Origin of the sequence: Devosia sp. (assembly GCF_039927955.1) — a bacterium.
Classification (GTDB): Bacteria; Pseudomonadota; Alphaproteobacteria; order Rhizobiales; family Devosiaceae; genus Devosia.
This window is the reverse complement of record NZ_JBDSUA010000062.1, coordinates 1-20,763: the sequence shown is the minus strand read 5'-3', so window position 1 is coordinate 20,763 and position 20,763 is coordinate 1. Positions and strand designations below refer to the sequence as shown.

Below are 20,763 nucleotides of genomic sequence, written 5' to 3'. Positions count from 1 at the left end.
CTGCCGTCGGAGAGGGGCTGTAGCTCAGTTGGGAGAGCGCGTCGTTCGCAATGACGAGGTCAGCGGTTCGATCCCGCTCAGCTCCACCACCCGACGCTACAGCGCTATGGGCTCTGATTTTTCTTGGATTTACTGAGTTTTTGTCCCCCACTTCGCAAATGGGTAGAGTTGCCCGGGTCAGGTCGCTAGTGATTTCATTGATCCGTCAAGCGCTGTGCCGGGTTAGCCAATGCCCTGTGTCAGAAGCACGGTCTTGATCTCAAATGGCCGGAACGCGATTTTGACGTCCGTCACGCCCTGGCCCAGCGTGGCCGTGACCTGCTCGAGCAGGTCTGTTTCGGCAAGGTCGGCGGCGCTCGATAGCTGAAGCCTGCAGGTTCCCGGTCGCCCCTGCGTCTCCCAGAGGCGCAGGACAATGGCCTTTCCTGTCGCGTCCGACTTGACCGTTTCCACGCAGATCTGGTCGGTATCAAGGGTGACGAGTGGCAAAGGAGCGCCGTCTGTGCCGGATGTGCCGGATGTGCCGGCCAATAATAACAGCGGATTGTTGAAGGCCACGGCGGCGTTGTGGACGGCCTGTAAATCGCCGGCATGGACGAGGATCGCATAGCGGAAGCGGTGAACGCCCTGATCCGCCTCGGGCCACGGGAAGATGGGCGACTTGATCAGCGTTAGCCGCAACATGCTGCCCCTGGCGTCGTAGCCATATTTGCTGTCGTTGAGGGCCGCAACGCCGAAGCCGGCCTCCGAGAGGTCCACCCAGCGGTGCATGGATGTTTCAAAGCGGGCCTTGTCCCAACTGGTATTGGCGTGGGTGGGACGAGCGAGATGGCCGAACTGGGTTTCGGCACGGGAAATATCAGTGCGCACATTGAGCGGAAATGCCGTCTTGAGCAGGGTCTGATGCTCGTGCCAATCGATGAAGCTATCGAATTCGAGCTGGCTGGCGCCCGCTTCGAGCGAGATGACTTGCACGATGCGGGAATTCTCATAGACCCATTCAAAGCGGATTGCGGCGCGATAGGGGCCGGTTTCAACGACTTCGGCACTGACCAGCGTATCGATCGGCCAGCACTTGTCCTCGTAGAAATCGTCGATATCCCAGGCGTCGAAATCGAGCGGAATGTCCTGATAGGCGGTGAAAGCATTGGCGGGCTTGCCCGCCATGATCGCCTCGCGGCCCGTCGCCAGGTTGCGCAGCGATATCAGCCGCCCCTTGGCGTCGAATTGGGCGCGGAGTACGCCGTTGTCGAGATGGGTGCCGGACACGGACAGGGCCGATGGCGCAAGGATCGCGGCGCCACCGGTAAGCTCGACCAACTGACCGCCAAGTCCCGGCACTGCGCGCAGCGGTACCACCGCACAGGGAACACCATCGGCACGCACGATTGTCTGTGCCGCAAGCGTTTTTTGGCCAATCACGACGGAGCCTGTTGTGGCCGGAACCAACAGCAGGCCGTCGCGGGCCATGCTGGCGCTGTTCAGGGCCAGATGGCTGCCTTTAGGGGCAAGGCAAGCGGCCAACTGGTCGCGTAGCACCTCGACAGCGGCGAAAAAGGCCGCGTATTCGCGGTCGGTGTCATCATAGACCGCACCGATCGAGGTGCCCGGCAGGATGTCGTGGAACTGGTTGAGCAGCACGCATTCCCACAGTTTTTCAATGGCGGCAGCGGGATACTCGACGCCGTTCTGCCGGGCGAGGACCGCCATCAGTTCAAGATCATGCAGGGCGATTTCTGCGAAGCGATTATTGCGCTTGTTCTTGGCGATCGAGGTCAGCGTGCCGCGGTGGTATTCGAGATAGAGTTCACCCACCCATGTCGGAAAGGCCTCGGGTTCGCGCTCCATGCGGCCAACCAGGCGCTCGAAATACGGGCCCATCGGTTCGTGCCGAACCTTGGGGCAGCCGGGAATGCCCCGCTCCATGCGGCGCACGTTCTCGAGCATGCCGCGCGTCGGGCCGCCGCCGCCATCGCCATGGCCATAGACCATGAACAGCTCGTCATGCAGGCCCTGCTGGCTGAAGCGTTTCCAGGTGCCCATGACGTGGCTGGGCACCAGATCGGGGCAGTAGGTGGTGTTGATGCCGTTGTATTCGTACTTCTGGGTGGTGAGGAAATACGCCGGCACCCTGGTGCCGTCGATGCCCTGCCAGAAGAAGATTTCGTTGGGCATGCGGTTGGTGTCGTTCCAGCTCATCTTGTGAGTGATGAACACCTCAAGGCCCGATTGAGCCATCAGCTGGGGCAGTGCGGCGGTATAGCCGAAAGTATCGGGCAGCCAGACGATCTTTGGCGTCACGTTGAACGTCTGCTGATGATACCGGATACCCTTGATGATATGGCGCACCAGCGACTCGCCCGAGGCGATCACCACATCGGGTTCCAGCCAGAGCGCGCCTTCGATCTCGAACTGGCCGGTGGCCACCTTGGCTTTGAGGCGTTCGAACAGCTCGGGATAATCCTGGTCAAGATAATCGAGCAGCAGGCCCTGATTGTACATGAAGCGATAGTCGGGAAACTGCTCCATCAAGCTGAGCGCATTGGCCATCGAGCGCGCCATCTTCTGGCGAGTTTCGCGCACGCGCCACAGCCAGGCGACATCGATGTGGGTATGCCCGGTGGCAACGATTTCAGGCATGGCATCGGCATCAGCCTCGGCATAGAGCCGATCGGCACGGGCCTGCGCGGCAACCAGACTTTGCGCAAAGCGCTCGGGATTGCCGGGACGGAAATCGATGAGATCGAGAGCGCTATCAATATGGCGCAACAAACTGGCACGGCGAGCGTCATCGTCCTTGAGCAGGCGGGCGACATCGAGCGGCACCTTGAGATCGTAGTAGACGATCTCAGCCAACCGGTCATGCACCATCAGGTCGATGCCAAAGCCGAGCTGGCGGCGGTTTTCGATGGTGCCGGCCTCGATGAGAATATCGAAACTCTGGCCAGCAACCGCAGCGGTGGTCAGCGGGAACTCGCGGTGATTGCCGTCGCCGCCCTGCACGATCCTGCCATCGATGCGGGTGAGCAATTGCGGGTCGCTGCGGCCCATGACCGAGCCGAACTGCGCCTGGATGCGCGCGAACAGCGGTTTGCCATCGAGCGCCGGCGGGATCGTGACCACGCCGCCAAACCAGTAATAACCATCGGGCTCGCCCCACACCAGATTGGCATCGACGTCCTGCCAATGCTCTCGGTTTTCGCTAGCGGCGGTGGCACGATCACCGTTTTCGGCGCGGCGGAAGCGCAGCGGCACCTCAACCCCGGTGGGCACAAAGATGCGTTCACGGAGGACGGCGAGCAGGCGGTCGAGCTTGGCGATACGAGGCATGGCTAGGGGCTATTCCGGTGTGACGGGCAGAAGAGGGAGCCAAGGCTTGGGTGCAATCCGGAGGTTGGCTCCCTCTTCTGGCACATGGCCCGCCGGTCAAAAAGTGACGGGCCGTGTTCTATTCCTTCGCGGCGCCAGCCATCAATCCACTCATCAGGGTTTTTTGGAGCGCGATGAAGATCGCCAGCATCGGCAATACCGAAAGCACCGAGATCGAGAGCAGGCGCGGCCAGTCGATACCGAAGCGCCCCACTGAGTTGGCCAGCGCCAGTTGCACGGTCCATTTGTCCTGTTCGGTGATGATCAGGAACGGCCACAGATAATCGTTCCAGCGCCAGACCAGGTTGAACGCCAGCAGCGTACCGATGGCCGGCAGTGCCAGTGGAACCACGATACGCAGCAGGATGCGCCATTCCGGCGTCTTGTCGATACGGGCGGCTTCCAGCAGGCTGTCGGGGATGTTGACGATGTACTGCCGCATCAGGAACACCCCGCTCGGTGTAGCAGCCGGGGCGATGATCAGCCCGGCCAGCGTATTGAGCAGGCCCAGGTCGCGCAACACCAGAAACACCGGGATCAGCACGATCTGCAGCGGCACCATCAGCGCCGACATGATCAGCAGAAAAAACACCGTGTCGCCGGCGAACCGGAATTTTGCCAGCGCGTAGCCGGCCATCACGCTGATGGTGACGGACAGGAATGCCGACAGCACCGACACAATGGTCGAGTTTAGAAAATACTTGCCGAAATTGGCCCGGCTCAGCGTGTCGGCATAGCTCTGCACAGTCGGGTTCTGCGGCAGCAGCGAGGGCGGCCACTGGAAAATTTCGGCTTGCGATTTGAGCGAGCTGAGCAGCAGCCAGACCGGTGGCAGCAGGAACATCACCAGCACAACGGCAATAGCGACATAACGCCAGGGATTGTTGGTGGCGATCATGAACGCTTTCTCGCAAAACGCAGTTGTAGGATGGTCAGCACCATCAGGATAACGAACAGCACCGCCGATTGCGCCGCCGCCATTCCGGCCTGGTCAGGCTTGCGGAAGGCGGTCTCGTAAATGTTCTGGATCAAATAGACGGTGGCGCGTCCGGGGCCGCCGGTGGTCAGCGACACCACCAGCTCATAGACCTGGAACGCGCTGATGATGCCAAGCACGAACACCACCACCAGGCTGGGTTGCAGCAGCGGCAGGGTGATATGGGTGAACTGTCGCCATTTGGAGGTATTGTCGATGGCGGCGGCCTCGTAGAGGTCCTTCGGAATGGCCGTCAGGCCAGCGATCAGCACCATCATATTGAAGCCGGCACCGCCCCAGACCCAAACGATGATGACCGCGATCTGCGCCAGCAATTCATCTTCGAGCCACGGCACGGCGTCGATCCCCAGCAATGACAGGCCGTAATTGACCAGTCCGCTATTGCGCCCGAACATCCAGGCCCAGATCACCCCGATGATCAGCATTGAAATCATCGACGGGAAGAAAATGATGGTCCGTACAAAGGCGTAGAACTTGGTCTGCGGCGACAACAGCACCGCCAGCCCGAGCGAGACGACCACCAGCAGCGGCACGGCGACCACGACAAACACCAGCGTTTTGATCAGCGTGGTCCGGAAATTGATGTCGTCGAGCAGGTGAACGAAATTGGACAGCCCCACAAAGACCGGATGGGTACTTTCCACTTGCGGCACCACGACGATGCCGCGCTTGAACAGGCTCATCCACAGGCCCTGGCCCAATGGATAGAGCGTAAAGGCAAAGAGCAGGGCGATCGTGGGCAGCAGCAGCAGGTAAGGCCAGGCCGCATAACCCAGTCGGTTGAGCCAGCGTCCTGCCGCCGGGGTTTCCCCCGGCGGCCTTGCTGCGATGGTTCGATCGCCCGTGCTCATCGTATTACTGGCCCGCCGCGACGGCGGCTTCCGCCGCGGCGCGAATGCTGGCAACAGCTTCCTTGGTGGTGATCTGGCCAGCATAGGCCTGTGTCACGCCGGCCTTGATCGAGTCCCATGTCGCCTGCATCTGCGGCCAACCCTGATCGGTTGCAGCATAGCGCGGGCTCTTGTCGAGTTCAGCCTGGAAGCCAACCACGGCCTTCTGGGCGTCTTCGCTGGCGTATTGCACCGCCGGCGCCTTCTTGTTGGCCGGGAGCAGGCCAAAAGTCTTGGCGTATTCGGCCTGGATGTCCGGGGAGGTCATCCAGGTGACGAAGGCTTCGGCTTCTTTCAGGTTCGGGCTGGTGTTGAAGGCCACCAGATAATTGCCGCCCACATTGGAGGAGGAAACGGTGCCACTGGGGGTAGGACCGGCCACCCACTTGAACTTGGCATTTTCGGCAAAATTGCCGATCTGCCAGCTGCCCGACATATAGGCCACGGCCTGCTGGTTGATGAACATGTCGACCGGGCTGTCCGAGCTTGCGCCTGACCACAGGCCGGGCGGCATGTAGTCATTGGCCATCTTGATGAACTGGTCCATGGTTTTTTCCCAGCCTGCATCGTCCATCGCCACGGTCACCGGTTCCTGTTCGGAGAACACGTGGTTGCCGTATTGGAACTCATAGGTCAGGAACCGGTGCGCCGAAACGTCCCAAACCAGCGGGAAGCGGATGCCGGCCTTTTCCGAAACTTCCTTGATCTTGGGCAGGGCTTCGTCCCAGGTCCAGCCGGCGGCCGGAATTTCCACGCCGGCTTTGGCAAACGCATCGGCATTGTAGTAGATGCCGACAGCCGTCACATCGAGCGGTGCGGCGATCACCTTGTCGCCGAGCTTGGCGCCGTCGGCCCAGCCGGCGACGAAATCGTTGATCCAGTCCTTGCCGTTCACTTCGGCCCAATCGACCAGGAACGGGCGGATCACCGGCTCCATCGACGAGGTCAGCGACACATCGGGCATGATGCCGGACGCTGCGTATTGCTGGAACTTCTGGATCATGCCTTCATAGGGCGTGATCTGCAGATCGAACGTGGTCTCGGGGTGGCTGGCGGTATATTCGTCAAGAATGGTGCGCAGCTTGGCTTCCTGCTCGTCGCCATCCACATACCAGACCAGTTTGAGTTGGGCTGCAAACACCGGCGACATCAGCGCGGTGGTCAGAGCCAGGGCAATAGCGCCCGCTTTCATCAGTTTCATTTAGTCCCTCCTGTTGTCCGCGAACGGACGTTTGCGTTATCCCTCGTGTGGCGAACCGATGGCGTCGCGGTAACGTACCGCGACGTCTGCCGGCAGGCCGCTCCATCCCTGGAGCAGCGATCCCCGCCCATAGGGCGGTGAATAGTATTCGACGGCCCCGGCCCAGCCGCTGTCGAGGCATGCCTGCCACCAGCGGGTCAGGGCATAGCGGGCATCACCCAGTCCACGCCGCAGGCGCTCCTCGGCATAGATGCCATCGAGATAGGGCCAGTCCGAACCATTGTGATAGCGGAAGGCGAAGGCCGATTTGGAGCGGGTGTCCTTTGGCCGCTTGTACGGCGGATAGGCGCAGAGCACGCCCCAATCCCCATAGGGCTGGGTAGTGTTGTGCCGCGACTCCAGTGTGGTGCGCGCCGTCTCCAGTGCCGCTTTTGCGCCATCTGCCGAGACCGCGTCGTAGCGCAGCAGGGTCAGCGTATCGGCCATCACATGGTCTTCGACAAAGCCATCGCTGTTGCGGAAATCGGCATAGGTGCCGGGCTGCTCCACCCAGAGCGCCGCCTCAATATTGGCGCGTGCCGTTTTGGCCAGCGCTTCTGCTTCGTTGCCAAAGACCGGGTCAACGCTACGACCCATCTCCGCGACGGCGTCGAGGGCCCCTACCCAAAGGCCGAGATTGTACGAGACGTAGCCCTCGCGATAGACGTTGTCGGCCCAATCGCGGTCATTGTTGGGCTTCTTGGGCAGGCCATCGGGTCCGGACATCCGGACATAGCGCTCGATAATGGCCTTCAGCAGCGGCCAGTGCGCCTTGGCCTCGGCGATATCGCCACTGGTGCGGACATAATCGCCCACGGTCAAAACGAAAAACAGAGGGCTGTCGAAATGGTCGCTCCACCAGTCGCCGGCGCGAGCGTGTTCGAGCACGTAAGGGTGGGTGGATTTGCGGAACACATCCCAGGCAGCAGACTGCGCCGGACCGGAAAGAATGACCGCGCTGGGTGCTTCGCCATCCGGTTGAACGCCTTTGGCGAGCAGCCTGATCTGTCCGCGCACCGCCTCGGGCGCCAGCGCCAGCAGTGGCTGCAATGTCCAGTAGCCGTCGCGATAGTAGGTTCTGGCTGGCGAACTGTAGCCCTGCCCGGCAGCAAGGCCCGCGAACTGCCCATGCCGATCCTGACGGATGCTCGACAGCGCCGCGTGCGTGCCCTGGATGACCATGGAGCGCAGCAGCGGGTCGGCCTTGGGCAAGCGGTCGCAACGTTCAACATAGGCTCGGGCTTCGGCAATGATTGCATCGACCGCAAGGCCAAGCGCTGCTTCGGCCTCGGCCAGATCCGCACCTGCCGCGATCACCAGATCGTCGCCACGCTGTTCGAGCGCCAATGCGCCCCATGCCAGTTCGAGCCACCGCCGATTGCCCTTGCGGCTGGCTTTGGCGGGTGCATCACCGGCAGCAGGCTTGTGCCACCAGGAGGCCTTGGTTGATGGCGCGAGGCGCCTGAGCATGGTGCCGGCAATGACCATGACCGGAGCCGATTGAGCGACATAGATGCCGCCTTGGGCAGCCTCGATCAGGTTGGGACCATAGCGATACGGCGCCGCCAGCCCCGCAAAAGAAATCGTGGCAAGCGTTCCCACGCCCCAGACGGCGACGGTGATACGTCCATCCGGTTCGCAGTCTGCCTGCAGGCGCGGCGCCATGATCGGCAGCAGCACCGGCGTATCGGTGCCCGCCATGCCGTCGGCCAGCGGCCACATCGTCTTGCCATCAGCGCGATAGCTCATTGACCGGCTCATCGCCCTGCCCCTTCGGAAATTTCACCCTCGGCGGTTGCAACCAGCGCCAGCTTGGCCAGGTGGCGTGCCTGCGCCAACGCCCCGATCACACCGGCACGGGCGCCCAACTGGCTGGCACTCACCCTGCAAGGAGTCTGCACAAGTTTGCCAAGCCAGACGCTGACCTGTTCGGCCACCCCGGGCCGCGCCCCGATGCCGCCGCCGAGCACGATCACGCCGGGGTCGAGCAGCGCGACAACGGCCCCCAGACCCACGGCCAGATTGTAAAGACTGGCGTCTATGACTTTTGCCGCCATCGGCTCTCCCGCCTCGGCGCGTTCGAAAATAATGCGGACCGAACTCGCCTGCCCGCCAGCCTGCGAATAGCGGGCCATAATCCCGCCAGTGGACACTGCGGCCTCGTACGCGCCACCCGGATGGGCAGCAGCAGCGGCCAGCGGATCGGTGCCGAACGGCATGGTGCCGATCTCGCCGGCCGCCCCGTGCGTGCCACGAACAATGCAACCATCCACGATCAGGCCAATGCCAATGCCGGTGCCGAGCGCGGCAAAGGCGAGCGTGCCGGAGCCGTTGTCACCTTGGGCGAGGTACTCACCATAGGCGGCAATGTTGACGTCATTCTCGACAAAAACCGGCAGGCCCGTGGCCTCAATCAACGCCTTTGCCAACGACTGGCCGGCGGGAAACCGCACATGGGGCGACAGGCTGACGCTGCCGTCGGCGGCAACGACGCCGGGCACGCCGACAACGATCTGGGCGATCTGGGGCCTGGAGATGCCACCTGCGACCAGCAGCTGCTCGACCATGGCCGATATCTGTTCCAGCGCACTGCCCGAAGCAGCACTTTCCGTCGGCGCCTCACGCTCCAGCAGGATTGCTCCATTGGCGGTGCCAATGGCGCCTAACAGCTTGGTTCCACCCAGATCGAGTCCGATCACCAGACCGCCAGCGGGCGACGACCCGGCAAGCCAGCCGGCGTCAGACAGCAACGCCTCGGCCTGTGCTCCGGCCTCTCCACTGGTCTTTTCGGGGTTGGCGAGCGCGGCATCGATGGCGCTCAGCAGGCTGGAACGAGACACTCTACCCTCAATTGGTTCGTAAGCATGACGAATGAAATAGGTTGGCGGCGCATTGTCAAGCGCGTTGTCGCGAACCGCTCGGGGCAAGGACAGCGGGCACGCACTTGACACTGTGGCTAAACACGCCGAGTTAGGCAGGGTCCGGAACCAATCGAAATTGCCGCCCGTGAACCAGCGTTTCACCACCTCGCCCGTCCTGCGTCAGCTTTCGGTTCGTGCTGTCATGGAGCGGCTGCTCCGCGATGGGGCGGCCTCCCGCGCCAGCCTGTCGCGCTCGACCGGGCTCTCCAAGCAAACCATTTCCGAGGTGATGCTGGTCTTGGCCGAACGGGGCTGGGTGCGCGAAAGCGGCATCATTTCCGGCGGAGTCGGGCGCACCGCCGTGCGCTACGCCATTGATGCCCGCGCCGGTTTTGCACTGGGCCTCGATCTGGGCGCCAGCACCCTGCGCGGTGTTCTGTCCGACATCAGCGGCACCATCGTGGCCGAACATGAACTTGCTGCGGATGGCCGGGGTGGCCAGCTCGCCGTACAGGCACGCGCGCTCAAGGCCAGCCTGCTCAAGGCCGCCGATGCACCCGCCGACCGGGTGCAGATCGCAACAGTGGCAACGCCCGGTGTGATGAACCCGCAGGGTCATCTCGATCTGGCGCCAAATCTGCCCGGCATCCGTGCTGTCGATCTCGCTTCGCAACTGCGCGACGCTCTCGAATGCCAGGTGATCTTCGAAAATGACGTCAATGCCGCCGCGCTGGGCGAGTATTGGGAAGCCGGCGAGAACGCCGACAACCATTTCGCCTTCGTGTCATTGGGCACCGGCGTCGGTCTGGGCATTCTGATCGATGGCAAGCTGTTGCGCGGCAGTGGCTTGGCGGCCGGTGAAATCGGCTATCTGCCGCTGGGGGGCGACCCCTACGCAGCGTCCAGCCTCGACCGCGGCGCGCTTGAAAGCGCCATCGGCGCCGTTGGCATCAAGGAGCGCTACCAGCTGTTGTCCGGCGATGGCGCAGCCTCGATGCGCGACATCTTTGATCGCTTCAATGCCGGCGAAGCAGCGGCTCGGCGCACGATTGAGGAAACCGCCCGCATCGCGGCCCTGGTCGTGCTCACCATTACCTCGGTGGTCGATCCGGACCGTGTGGTGTTTGGCGGCAATATTGGCGCGCGCCCCGAACTGGTCGCCTTGATCGACGCCATGATGCCCAAAGTGCAGCGCCGTCCGATCCGGGTGGAGGCCGGCCGCCTCGGTCCGCGCGCCACGGTGCTGGGGGCCACCGCCATATCTTTGGGCGAAATGCACAACTCGCTCTTCTCGTCGCTCGAATTGCCCGGCCGCATTGGCCTGCCTACCCTGCGCCAGTAGCGGCGCCTCGCGATTCATTTCGTTCGTCATCTTGACGAATGAAAAGCGGTAGGGCAGTTTTCCCAACAGCATTCTTGCAGGCGGGAGCCTGCCTTGTCCGCAGAAAGAATACACAAATGGCTTCCTTGCAGCTCGACGCGGTGCGCAAATCCTTTGGCGAGACCGTCATTATCAAGGGCGTTGATCTTGAGGTGAAGGATGGCGAATTCGTTGTCTTTGTCGGGCCATCGGGCTGCGGGAAGTCGACGCTGCTGCGCCTGATCGCCGGGTTGGACCAGGTTAGTGGCGGCCATATCCGCATCGGTGGGCGCGATGTGGAAAACCTGTCGCCGGGCGAGCGCGGCATCGCCATGGTGTTCCAGTCCTACGCGCTCTATCCACATATGACAGTGCGCGAAAACCTCTCCTTTGGCCTGCAGAACTTCAAGCTGTCCAAGGCCGAAATCGAAGCCAAGGTGCTCGAGGCCGTACGCATGCTGGCCATGGAGCCCTATCTCGAACGCTACCCGCGCGATCTGTCGGGCGGCCAGCGCCAGCGTGTCGCCATCGGCCGCGCCATCGTGCGCGATCCGCAGGTCTTTCTGTTCGATGAGCCGCTGTCCAACCTCGACGCGGCGCTGCGCGTGCAGACCCGCGCCGAGATCACCCGCCTGCATCAGCGCCTCAAGGCGACCATGATCTATGTGACGCACGACCAGATCGAAGCTATGACCATGGCCGACCGCATCGCCGTCCTCAATGCCGGCCTCGTCGAGCAGTTCGGTTCGCCCGAGGAACTGTTCATGCGTCCGGCCAACAAATTCGTCGCCCGCTTCATCGGCTCGCCCAGCATGAACATTTTCCCGGCAATTCTCAAAACGGCGGGCGCGACAGCCGAGATCGAGGCCACCGGGTTCGGCGTTCTCGCAATTCCGGTTGATACTGCGGGTCTGCTTGCAGGCGCGGCGCTCGAAATCGGCATTCGCCCACAGCATCTGCGCCTGGTCGATGGACCCGGTGCGGCCTTCACAGTCAACTACGCTGAAAGCATCGGCACCGAGACCTACATCTATGGCGCCATGGCCGGCACCGCCGACGAAATCATCCTGCATATTCCCGATCACCGCAAATTCGAGCCCGGCCAAACCCTGTCGCTTGCCGTCAGTCCCGAACTGGTCCACGTGTTCCGCACCGACACCAGCGCCACCTTGCCGGCGCTTAAATGAGCCTGATCACGGCGACGGAGGCGCTGGCCACCGCCACCATCCAGTCGGCCATTGATGCGGCCGCAGCCGCCGGCGGCGGGCGGGTTACCCTGGCCGAGGGGGAGCACAACACCGGGGGGCTGGTGCTGCGATCGGGTGTCGAGTTGCACCTCGCGGCCGGCGCAGTTCTAAAACCCGTCCCCGACTACGATGCCTATGCCGGCAACATCTCCGGGGTCATCGCCGAAGGGTCTGATCGCGCCATCCTTTATGCCAAAGGTGCCACCAACATCGCCATCACCGGCCCTGGACGCATCTTCGCGCCCGGCCAGGCCTACATCGTGGGGGAGGACTCCAGCGTCGGCACCTTCACCCCGGCACAGCATCGGCCGCGCGTGCTGGTGTTTGAAAATTGCCGTGACGTGCGGCTGGACGGCATCACGATCGAAGACTCCCCGATGTGGACGCTGCATCTGGTGGCCTGCAAAACCGTGTCGGTGACGCGCGTCACCGTGATCAACAACGAGCGCCTGCCCAATACCGATGGCCTGGTGATCGACAGTTGCAGCGATGTGATCGTTGAAAATGTCTCTATCGCCACGGCCGATGACGGCGTCTGTCTCAAGACATCGAGGCAAGGCGACACCATCGGGGTGTGCCGCAATATTACCGTCCGCAATTGCCAGGTGGCCAGCCAGAGCTGCGCTCTCAAGCTGGGCACCGAGAGCTTCGGTGACTTCGACAACGTCGTTTTTGAAGACTGCCAGGTACTGCGCTCAAACCGCGCGCTGGGCATTTTCTCGCGCGACGGCGGCGCCATTACCAATGTGCGGTTTTCCCGGATCAGCCTCGATTGCCACGAAACCGCCGATGGCTTCTGGGGCTCCGGCGAGGCACTGACCATCACCCTTGCCGATCGGCGCGCTGATCGGCCGGCGGGGTCCATCAGCGGCATCGTCTTTGAGGACATTACCGGCTCCATGGAAGGCGCTTTGAACATCGTCTCCACAGGTCAGGCACAGATTTCCGACGTACGTTTGTCACGTATCGAAATCTTCCAGCGACCGGGCAAGCTCGGTACCGGACGCTACTGTGACATGCGGCCAACCGCGGCCGATCTCGCGCCAGCCGGCCACCTTGCCGGGCGGGCAAACGCCTGGATTCGCGGCCAGGACGGCGCCATCATCGGCCTTGTTCCCTATCCCGGCGGCATGCCGGGCCTATACGCGCCCGGCATTTCCGATCTGCAGTTGCTCGGTGTTGAGATCCATCGACCAAAGCAACTGCCCGAAGGCTGGAATGACGCGGTCATCATCGTCGACTGAACGATTTCCGGCGTCCGCCTCGTCTCAACCGCGACGGGCGGCGTCGATCCTGGCGACGTCGATTTTCTGCATGGTCATCATCGCGTCGAACGCGCGTTTTGCTTCGGCGCCGCCGACGGCCATCGCCTCGGTCAGGGTGCGCGGCGTGATTTGCCAGGAGACGCCCCATTTATCCTTGCACCAGCCACATTCACTTTCCTGACCGCCATTGCCAACGATAGCGTTCCAGTAGCGGTCGGTTTCCTCCTGGTCGTCCGTAGCGATCTGGAACGAGAACGCTTCGCTCTGCTTGAACGTCGGGCCGCCATTCAGACCCATGCAGGGGATACCGCAGACCGTAAAATCGACCACCAGCACCGCGCCAGCCTTGGTGGATGGATTATCGCCCGGGGCGCGGTGTACGGCGCCGACCGAACTATCGGGAAAGACCGCCGCATAGAAGCGGGCTGCGCCCTCCGCGTCGTTGTCGTACCAGATGCAGATGGTGTTCTTGGCGATAGCCATTGCGTATCCCTTCACTGCAAAGCCGATTATGGCGTGGTTCAGGCCATTCCGGATTGATCGGGCGCCAGTGCTGCGCTCAATCTCTAAAATGCATTCGCACCTCACGGCGTTCCGCGCCCGGATCAAATCCATGCCGGCTCAAGCTCGAGGGGGCGCTTGCCACCCACGCCAAAGCTGCTGTTGATACTTGTCCGGATATCCCAGCGACCCAAATCACTCTACCGTTGGATTTGGATGCCGCCCGCAGCAGCCAAGGGGCATACAGTGCTTGCGCTCGTTGAACGCTATCTGAAACAGATCCACGACATCCGCACCGATGCCGATATTGTGCTTGTGCTCGGCAATCTGGCCGAAAGCCTGGGCTATCGCAGCGGCTACCTGCTCGAATTCGGTGATGAACCGGGCATCATCAATCTCTGGGACAGTGACCGGGTTCGCTTTGACTGGTGGACCGCCGTGACCGCTGGCGGCACCCGTTCGATCAGCCGTTCGCTGGCCGAAATCGTCTCCCAGGGCGGCGTCCAGTCGCTGCGGGTCCCTGATGACGACCCGCGGGCCGGCGTCGCCCGGCAATATGATTTTTTCATCTGCACCATCGTCCCGATCACGCTCGATCACCAGACCAAGGGCATAGCCAGCTTTTCCGGCGAGCGAGTGCTCAACCCTGCCGAAACCATGACGCTGCAAGTCATCTGCTTCAATCTGTTCTCGCAGGTGCGCTCATTGCCGCCGATCACGACGCTGCGCCCAGTATCGCTGACCCCGCGTGAACAGCACGTGATGAGCCTGTGCGCCGAAGGCATGACCTCCGAGGAAATCGCGGCGGCGCTGACCATGTCGCCCCGCACGGTCAACCAGCACGTCGATAACATCGCCGCCAAACTGGGAACCCGGAACCGCACCCATACTGTCGCCGAAGTGATCCGGCGCGGGCTGTTCTAGCGCGACCGCGCCGAAGCGATCACCACCGGGCTCCAGTCGAACTGCTTGTCGAACGGATAGGTCTTGCCACTCTTGTGCAACCGTTCCAGCCGCTCGACGAACTGGTCGACCACGCCGGGCGACAGTGCCATCAGGCTGGGATTGGCCAGCGGCCCCAGATCGGGTGACAGATAACCCGATTTGACCACGATGATTTTTGCCAAGCGTGGATCAAGCCCGAGCCTGGTAAAATCGGCAATGTTGTGGAACGGACGCCGCCGCGCGGTGATCACCAGATCCACCCCATCGATCCGCAGCACCGCCTCGCGCAACCGTGGCTCCGGCGCATCGAGCAGGAACACCACTTCGGCAGTTACCTTGGCCGGCGTGCTCGACGGATCAAGACTGCCGCCAATGGTCAGCTCAACCATCGCCTCGACCCCGGCCGCATAGGCGGCTTCCGTGGCCGGCGCATCGGCAATGCCGGCAAACACCACGCCCTCTGCGCCCTTGGCCAGCAATTCGCTCAGCACTTCGGCCCTGTCGCCGACGCCGCCGCCGGTGGGATTATTGCCAGACTCTGCGATCACCGCCGGTGTGGTCTGCGCCGTCATCGCCCAATCGACGCATTCGGCAATGCTGCCGGTCTTGGCGCCGAACACGAACTGCGCGCGGATGTCCCAATAATTCTGCGCCAGCACTGCTGCAGCCGTTTCCATCGCGGCCCGATTGGTGCCGGTGATCACCGCGCACGCCGTGGCGCGCGGCTCATCGGCCCACACATAACCAACCTGAAACGACGCATCCCAGATGCCCGCTGGCTCTTCGACCTGATGCAACTGGGTGTAAAAACTGCGCGCCGGTTCATCCTGCGTGCTGGTGCGTTCGCCCGGCAGCAGCACTGGCACCGGAGCCCAGACGATCGACGGCTTTTCGCCATTGCGCAGCGCCCGCACCAGCATGGTCACGGCCCGGCGCATGGTGTCGGGGACGTCGATATGGGGCGCCGTGCGATAGGTGGAGAACATATCCAGGTTATCCACGATCTGCTGGCTGACATTGCCATGCAGATCATAGCTGGCCGCAATCAGCACCTCCGGCCCGACCACGCCGCGCACTGCAGCAATGAAATCGCCCTCGGCATCAAACAGCCCCTCGACAAACATCGCGCCATGCATGGCCAGATACACCCCATCGAGCGGCAGCGCAGCGCGCAGCCCGATCAGGATTTCGGCCTTCCAGCGCTCATAAATGCCGCGCTCCACTGGCCCGCCGGCAATGGCGCGGGCGTGCATTATGGTGATGAACTCGGCCGGAAAATGCGTCAGGAAATCGAAATAGCCATCCTTGAGCATCGACGGTCCACGCAGCACGCGAAAATCGGCTTCGCGCGCCAGTACCGGATTATAGGTCGAGCACTCAGTGTGTAGCCCGGCAACGGCAATGCGCATCATAAAACTCCCGGTACATTGGCTTGAGGATCGGCGATCTGCGGCCGGCTCGGCACCAGCCGACCGGTCGTGACCAGGCTCAGTGCGAGCACCGGCAGTAGCGCGGCCAACCCGATGCGGATCGCCACATGTTCGGCGATGAAGCCGATGACCGGCGGCCCGACGAGGAAGCCAACCAGGGCAATGAACGACAGGATCGCCACATTGCCCGACGAGGCCCGGTCGGTCAGGCTCGCCGCCGCCGTCACCGCCAGCGGGAAGCCAACGGAAACCCCGAGCCCCACGATCCCGAAACCAATCAGCGCGATCATCGTCGTCGGCGCAACCAGCAAAATCCCGACGCCCACCAGCGCCAATAGCCCAAAAGCTCGCGCCAGCGTTACCCCGCCAAACCGTTTGCGCAGGGAATCGCCGCCGAACCGGCCGGTGGCCACGAGGAATGCAAACACCGAATAGCCGATACCTGCTTCCGCCGGTGGCGCGCTGAACGCATTGCGCAGGAACACCGCCGACCAGTCGGCCATGGCGCCTTCGGTTATGGTGATGCCGAACACGAACGCACCAATGCCCAGCAGCGCCCAACTTGGCGGGCTCCAGGCCGAACGCTGTTCAGCCGCCGCAACGTGCTGCTCGGGCCCATAGTCATGCAGCTGGCCGGCGATCAGCAGCGCAATCGGCAGTGAAACAATCGACACCCCCATGATCGCCCAGCGCGCTTCCACGCCGGCGCCCGCCAGCAGCGAACCAATGACGCTGCCCGCCATGATGCCAAGCGACCAGCAGCCGTGCGAGGTGCTCATGATCACCGAGCCGGTTTCCTTCTCGACCCGGTCGGCCATGACATTAAGGCCCAGCTCGACAAACGAGATCGACGATCCGGCCAGCATCAGCGCCACGAACAGCACCGGCAGGCTCATGGCGAAGCCCGGCAGGCTGATCGCAATGCAATACAGCATAAAGCCATAGACAATGGCCGACTTCGCCCCGATCCGTCCAACCAGCGGCCCGGCAAACGGCAATGTCAGCAGCGTCCCGCAGGGCAGGCCGAGCAGCGCGATGGCCAGCGTTGCCGGCCCGAGGCTCAGCGCATTCTGCACATCCGGAATACGCGGCAGCCAGCTGCCGAAAGCAATTGGCTGCATGAAAAAGATCAGCATGGTCAAACGCTGAGGGGTGAAAAACGATGGCATGATTTACCTTTTCGAGTCCGAGGAGTTAAGGACCCATTGGCTCTCAGTCGTCACCCTCCCCCTTGCGGGGAGGGATCAAGGGTGGGGGTCGGCTGGCCCATATATCGGGGTTCCGCACACCCCCTCCCAACCTCCCCGTCGAGGGGGAGGTGCGGGACCGGTATGCGCTTAAACCTTAATTGGCGTACCCATTGGGAACGGCAGATACCCGATAAATCCTGTCAGCTTCCACACGCTATCAACCCGCCGGCAGAAATACACCGTCTGCCAGTTCAGCACGTCCTTGCCGCCGTTGCCGAGCGCGATCTCGCCATCGAACTGTTTGTGCGCCACCGCGATATCGCCGTTGATTTCGATATTGGTCAGCGTCGTGGCGCGATTGATGCCAGCGGTGACGTCTTCGGCATACTCGACCTTGGCGCCCTCGGCGGCCTGGCGCAGCCATTCACGCCTATAGGCATCCAGCGTCGGGAAGCTGATCTTCCAGCCGTCGGGGTTGTCCGACTTGGCGCCATCGATGCCCAGAAAGCCTTCCTTGACGAAATCGCCATCCACCAGTGACCAGTCGCCGGCGACATAGGCGGTGATGTCGCGCTCCACCAGCATGGTCCAGATGGCGCTGCGATCGGCATCCTGGGGGAACGGATTATTGAAAATGCTCATGGTCGTTGCAGCTTTCGTGTGTCGGGCGCGAGGGCTAAGGTGATGCTGTGCGGGTCCCCGCAGACCCCTGGCCTGCGGCTGGTGATTTTGTCTGAAATTTTCATTCGGAGCACTGTGCCGGTCAACAGGCGACAGTGCCAACCTAATACCAAAATAAACATCGACGCCTTTTGTCGAGGTTTGTCCACACTCTAAATCACATTTATGCGCCAGTAAACGCCCAGATTTTGGGCGTTTGTGCCTATTTTTCGCGCAAATTCGGGGTGGCTTAAATTGGTATTGAATTGGTTGCGAAATAATGTTGACATGAGGAACGAGACGATCCTAGTCTTGAAAATAGTTTACAGAACTCCACACCATTCCAGCAAGAGAATGGCGGACTAAAAACAGGGTGCGGGCATTCATGCGGGTTGGCATTATCGGCCTCGGCTATCGTTTGGGTTATCTGGCGCGGGTGTTCTCCGCCGCCCGTGACGATTTCCATGTCGTCGCCTATGTTGACCCTGCGCCGGCCGGCCTGCCCTATGCGCAGGAACATGGCGTTTCCGTCGGCAAGTCCTATGAATCGCTCGATGCCATGCTTGATGGCGAACAGCTTGACCTGCTGATGGTCGGCTCGCCCAACCACCTGCACCTTGAGCACATCCGCATCGGGCTCGAGCGCGGCCTCAAGATTTTCACCGAAAAGCCGGTGGTTACTTCGGTCGAGGATACCATGGCGCTGGGCGAACTGATTGCCCGCTTCGGCTCCGACAATCTGATGGTTGGCCTGGTGCTGCGCTATGCCCCGCTCTATGTCGATCTGCGCAAGGCGCAGGCCGAAGGCCTGCTGGGCGATATCACCTCGATCGAAGCCTCCGAGCACATTCCGCCCTATCACGGCGCATTCTTCATGCGCGACTGGCGCCGCTACGAGAAATACTCGGGCAGCTTCATGCTCGAAAAATGCTGCCACGATATCGATCTCTACAATGGCGTCATGGGTTGCCGCCCCAAATATGTCTCGAGCTTTGGTGGCCGCCGCACCTTCATTCCCAAGAACGCCCCGGCCAAGACCGGCATCAACGACATGGAAGTGTACCATCGCAAGCCCAGCGGCTGGATGGGGTCGGACAAGGTGTTCGACAGCGATGGCGACATCATCGATTTCCAGACCGCCATGGTGCAGTATGAAAACGGCGCCGCGCTGACCTTTCACACCAATCTCAATGTCCCCGACGATTTCCGCCGCTTTGCGGTGATGGGCGCCCAGGGCATGGCCGAAGGCGACTTCATCCGCAATTTCCTGCGCGTCACCGATAGCCGCACCTCGGATCGTCTGGTCGACACCACCTACAAGACCTCGGGCCTGTCCCAGCACTATGGCGCTGACGAACAGATGGCCGAGGACATTCTCAAGCATATGCTCGAAGGCGTACCGCTGCCGGTTTCGGTGGTGGATGCGCTCGAAGCGGGGCTGCTCGCCTTGACCATGGATCAGGCGATGCGAACCCGAACCGTCATCGACATGACCCCGATCTGGCAGCGCTTCGACGCCGCCCTCGGCAAGCACCGATAGGAGCGCCGCCATGACAGGGAACCGCAATGCTTCATTGTTCGCCTTCGCCCTGCTGGCTCCCGCCCTGCTCTACATCATCGGGATCGTCGCCTATCCGCTGGTCGATACGGTCAATCTCAGCTTCACCAATGCGGCGCTGAAGCCGACCTATAGCTGGGTTGGCTGGTTCAATTATCAGAAGATCTTCAAGGCCAATTTCGATCAGGTGATCATCCGCACCTTCATCTGGACCTTCTTTTCGGTGCTGATCAAAATGGTCATCGGCACTCTGGGCGCCACCATGCTCAACGCCGCCGTCCCCGGCCGCGCGCTGTTCCGCGTCTTGACCATGCCGCCATGGATCGTGCCGATGGCCATCGGCATCTTCATGTGGGGCTGGATGTATAATGGCCAGTTCGGCATGATTTCCGGGCTGCTGCAGAATTTTGGCCTCACCCACGGCCCCGTCGCCTGGCTGGCTTATGGCGAAACCGCGTTCTGGGCCACCATCGTCACCGACGTATGGATCGGCGTGCCGCTGGTCACCATCTACCTGCTGGCCGCCATGCAATCGATTCCGCGCGATCTCTACGAGGCTGCCTGGACCGATGGTGCCGGCCGCTTTTATCGCTTCCGCCGCATCACCATTCCGATGATCGTTCCGGCGATGGTCACCATGTCGATGCTGTCGCTGATCGCCACGTTCAACTCGTTCGACATCATCTGGATCCTGACCCGTGGCGGCCCCACCGGCTCTACCACCACCATGATCATCGACACCTACAAGACCGCCATCGGCTCCTACAAATATGGCGAAGGCGCTGCCCGCGCCGTCATGATCTGTATCTTCCTGTCGCTGTTCTGCCTGGCCTATTTCCGCGTCGTCGGAAAGATCAATACCGGAGAAAAGGCATGACCGAGATCGCCCCGATCGTGCCGCGCAGGAAATCCGGCCGCGCCCCCAAGCCGATGATCGACCGCTACAAGTGGTACGAAATGATCGGCATCTATGCCGGCATTGCGGTGTTCCTGTTCTTCGTGCTGGCCCCGTTCATTGAAGGTTTCATGGTCTCGCTGAAGCCGTTGTCGGCGCTGTTTACGTCGCCCTACAGCTTCTGGCCGTCCAATGGCTCGCTGACCGCCTATTTCACCATGTGGGAATCGGTGCCCGGCTTTGGCCGCTATATCTTCAATTCGCTGTTCATCTCCTCGGTCGCCACCATTATCGTGCTGATCCTGGTGGTGCCCGCAGCCTATGCCTTCGCCCGCTTCCCGTTCCCGGGTCGTGG

Annotated in this window: 16 protein-coding genes, 1 tRNA gene and 1 pseudogene; 8 read left to right on the top strand and 10 right to left on the bottom strand. The window is 62.0% G+C overall.

The window, feature by feature from the left end:
* Positions 1 to 13 precede the first annotated feature (13 nt).
* Positions 14 to 89 (top strand) — tRNA-Ala (locus tag ABIT12_RS15420).
* Positions 90 to 222: 133 nt separating this feature from the next.
* Here the strand turns inward: ABIT12_RS15420 and ABIT12_RS15415 are convergent.
* The 6 genes from ABIT12_RS15415 to ABIT12_RS15390 form a co-directional block, all read right to left on the bottom strand.
* Positions 223 to 3,330 carry a glycoside hydrolase family 38 C-terminal domain-containing protein gene (locus tag ABIT12_RS15415; RefSeq protein ID WP_348041994.1) on the bottom strand — a complete coding sequence of 1,036 codons (3,108 nt, stop codon included), beginning with the start codon at positions 3,328 to 3,330 and terminating at the stop codon, positions 223 to 225.
* A gap of 118 nt (positions 3,331 to 3,448) precedes the next feature.
* Entirely contained in the window at positions 3,449 to 4,267 is an 819-nt protein-coding gene (locus ABIT12_RS15410) for a carbohydrate ABC transporter permease (RefSeq protein ID WP_348041993.1), read from the bottom strand.
* A complete protein-coding gene (locus tag ABIT12_RS15405) occupies positions 4,264 to 5,217 on the bottom strand; it encodes a sugar ABC transporter permease (RefSeq protein ID WP_348041992.1) in 954 nt (317 codons plus the stop codon). Before ABIT12_RS15405 ends, ABIT12_RS15410 begins: the two co-directional genes overlap by 4 nt.
* 4 nt (positions 5,218 to 5,221) lie before the next feature.
* Positions 5,222 to 6,457 (bottom strand): extracellular solute-binding protein, encoded by a 1,236-nt coding sequence (locus tag ABIT12_RS15400; protein WP_348041991.1) that lies wholly within the window; start codon positions 6,455 to 6,457, stop codon positions 5,222 to 5,224.
* A gap of 36 nt (positions 6,458 to 6,493) precedes the next feature.
* Entirely contained in the window at positions 6,494 to 8,245 is a 1,752-nt protein-coding gene (locus tag ABIT12_RS15395) for an amylo-alpha-1,6-glucosidase (protein ID WP_407065632.1), read from the bottom strand.
* Positions 8,246 to 8,253: 8 nt separating this feature from the next.
* Positions 8,254 to 9,336 (bottom strand): ROK family protein, encoded by a 1,083-nt coding sequence (locus ABIT12_RS15390; protein WP_348041990.1) that lies wholly within the window; start codon positions 9,334 to 9,336, stop codon positions 8,254 to 8,256.
* 166 nt (positions 9,337 to 9,502) lie between these two features.
* Here ABIT12_RS15390 and ABIT12_RS15385 point away from each other — a divergent pair, with 166 nt between their 5' ends.
* From ABIT12_RS15385 to ABIT12_RS15375, 3 genes are all read left to right on the top strand, one after another.
* The gene (locus ABIT12_RS15385; protein WP_348041989.1) at positions 9,503 to 10,699 is read left to right on the top strand and encodes an ROK family protein; all 1,197 of its coding nucleotides are present in this window, start codon (positions 9,503 to 9,505) and stop codon (positions 10,697 to 10,699) included.
* 116 nt (positions 10,700 to 10,815) lie between these two features.
* Entirely contained in the window at positions 10,816 to 11,904 is a 1,089-nt protein-coding gene (locus ABIT12_RS15380; protein WP_348041988.1) for a sn-glycerol-3-phosphate ABC transporter ATP-binding protein UgpC, read from the top strand.
* Complete coding sequence (locus ABIT12_RS15375; RefSeq protein ID WP_348041987.1) at positions 11,901 to 13,208, top strand: glycoside hydrolase family 28 protein; 1,308 nt, start codon at positions 11,901 to 11,903, stop codon at positions 13,206 to 13,208. The genes ABIT12_RS15380 and ABIT12_RS15375 overlap by 4 nt, the downstream gene beginning before the upstream one ends.
* Positions 13,209 to 13,232: 24 nt before the next feature.
* Here ABIT12_RS15375 and ABIT12_RS15370 read toward each other — a convergent pair whose 3' ends face one another.
* The gene (locus ABIT12_RS15370; protein ID WP_348042025.1) at positions 13,233 to 13,706 is read right to left on the bottom strand and encodes a VOC family protein; all 474 of its coding nucleotides are present in this window, start codon (positions 13,704 to 13,706) and stop codon (positions 13,233 to 13,235) included.
* A gap of 270 nt (positions 13,707 to 13,976) precedes the next feature.
* On the opposite strand from ABIT12_RS15370, the gene ABIT12_RS15365 reads away from it, so the two are divergent.
* Positions 13,977 to 14,654, top strand: a complete 678-nt coding sequence (locus ABIT12_RS15365) for a helix-turn-helix transcriptional regulator (RefSeq protein WP_348041986.1) — start codon at positions 13,977 to 13,979, stop codon at positions 14,652 to 14,654.
* On the opposite strand, the gene ABIT12_RS15360 is transcribed toward ABIT12_RS15365, so the two are convergent.
* From ABIT12_RS15360 to ABIT12_RS15350, 3 genes are all read right to left on the bottom strand, one after another.
* Complete coding sequence (locus ABIT12_RS15360) at positions 14,651 to 16,084, bottom strand: M81 family metallopeptidase (RefSeq protein WP_348042024.1); 1,434 nt, start codon at positions 16,082 to 16,084, stop codon at positions 14,651 to 14,653. The genes ABIT12_RS15365 and ABIT12_RS15360 overlap by 4 nt on opposite strands.
* Entirely contained in the window at positions 16,084 to 17,241 is a 1,158-nt protein-coding gene (locus ABIT12_RS15355; RefSeq protein WP_348041985.1) for an MFS transporter, read from the bottom strand. Before ABIT12_RS15355 ends, ABIT12_RS15360 begins: the two co-directional genes overlap by 1 nt.
* 201 nt (positions 17,242 to 17,442) lie before the next feature.
* Positions 17,443 to 17,937, bottom strand: a complete 495-nt coding sequence (locus tag ABIT12_RS15350) for a hypothetical protein (protein WP_348041984.1) — start codon at positions 17,935 to 17,937, stop codon at positions 17,443 to 17,445.
* 403 nt (positions 17,938 to 18,340) lie between these two features.
* Between ABIT12_RS15350 and ABIT12_RS15345 the strand changes: the two genes are divergently transcribed.
* From ABIT12_RS15345 to ABIT12_RS15335, 3 genes and pseudogenes are all read left to right on the top strand, one after another.
* Entirely contained in the window at positions 18,341 to 19,495 is a 1,155-nt protein-coding gene (locus ABIT12_RS15345) for a Gfo/Idh/MocA family oxidoreductase (protein WP_348041983.1), read from the top strand.
* A 10-nt stretch (positions 19,496 to 19,505) separates the two neighbouring features.
* Positions 19,506 to 20,390, top strand: a complete 885-nt coding sequence (locus ABIT12_RS15340; RefSeq protein ID WP_348041982.1) for a sugar ABC transporter permease — start codon at positions 19,506 to 19,508, stop codon at positions 20,388 to 20,390.
* A gap of 53 nt (positions 20,391 to 20,443) precedes the next feature.
* A pseudogene (locus ABIT12_RS15335) lies at positions 20,444 to 20,763 on the top strand (carbohydrate ABC transporter permease); the annotation flags it as partial.

What these genes read in the sequence shown, in the direction of transcription:
- ABIT12_RS15375 (WP_348041987.1), top strand. Translation starts at nt 11,901, where the DNA reads ATGAGCCTGATCACGGCGACGGAGGCGCTGGCCACCGCCACCATCCAG.
- ABIT12_RS15380 (WP_348041988.1), top strand. Translation starts at nt 10,816, where the DNA reads ATGGCTTCCTTGCAGCTCGACGCGGTGCGCAAATCCTTTGGCGAGACC.
- ABIT12_RS15395 (WP_407065632.1), bottom strand. Translation starts at nt 8,245, where the DNA reads ATGAGCTATCGCGCTGATGGCAAGACGATGTGGCCGCTGGCCGACGGC.
- ABIT12_RS15350 (WP_348041984.1), bottom strand. Translation starts at nt 17,937, where the DNA reads ATGAGCATTTTCAATAATCCGTTCCCCCAGGATGCCGATCGCAGCGCC.
- ABIT12_RS15355 (WP_348041985.1), bottom strand. Translation starts at nt 17,241, where the DNA reads ATGCTGATCTTTTTCATGCAGCCAATTGCTTTCGGCAGCTGGCTGCCG.
- ABIT12_RS15340 (WP_348041982.1), top strand. Translation starts at nt 19,506, where the DNA reads ATGACAGGGAACCGCAATGCTTCATTGTTCGCCTTCGCCCTGCTGGCT.
- ABIT12_RS15415 (WP_348041994.1), bottom strand. Translation starts at nt 3,330, where the DNA reads ATGCCTCGTATCGCCAAGCTCGACCGCCTGCTCGCCGTCCTCCGTGAA.
- ABIT12_RS15345 (WP_348041983.1), top strand. Translation starts at nt 18,341, where the DNA reads ATGCGGGTTGGCATTATCGGCCTCGGCTATCGTTTGGGTTATCTGGCG.
- ABIT12_RS15400 (WP_348041991.1), bottom strand. Translation starts at nt 6,457, where the DNA reads ATGAAACTGATGAAAGCGGGCGCTATTGCCCTGGCTCTGACCACCGCG.
- ABIT12_RS15405 (WP_348041992.1), bottom strand. Translation starts at nt 5,217, where the DNA reads ATGAGCACGGGCGATCGAACCATCGCAGCAAGGCCGCCGGGGGAAACC.
- ABIT12_RS15410 (WP_348041993.1), bottom strand. Translation starts at nt 4,267, where the DNA reads ATGATCGCCACCAACAATCCCTGGCGTTATGTCGCTATTGCCGTTGTG.
- ABIT12_RS15360 (WP_348042024.1), bottom strand. Translation starts at nt 16,084, where the DNA reads ATGCGCATTGCCGTTGCCGGGCTACACACTGAGTGCTCGACCTATAAT.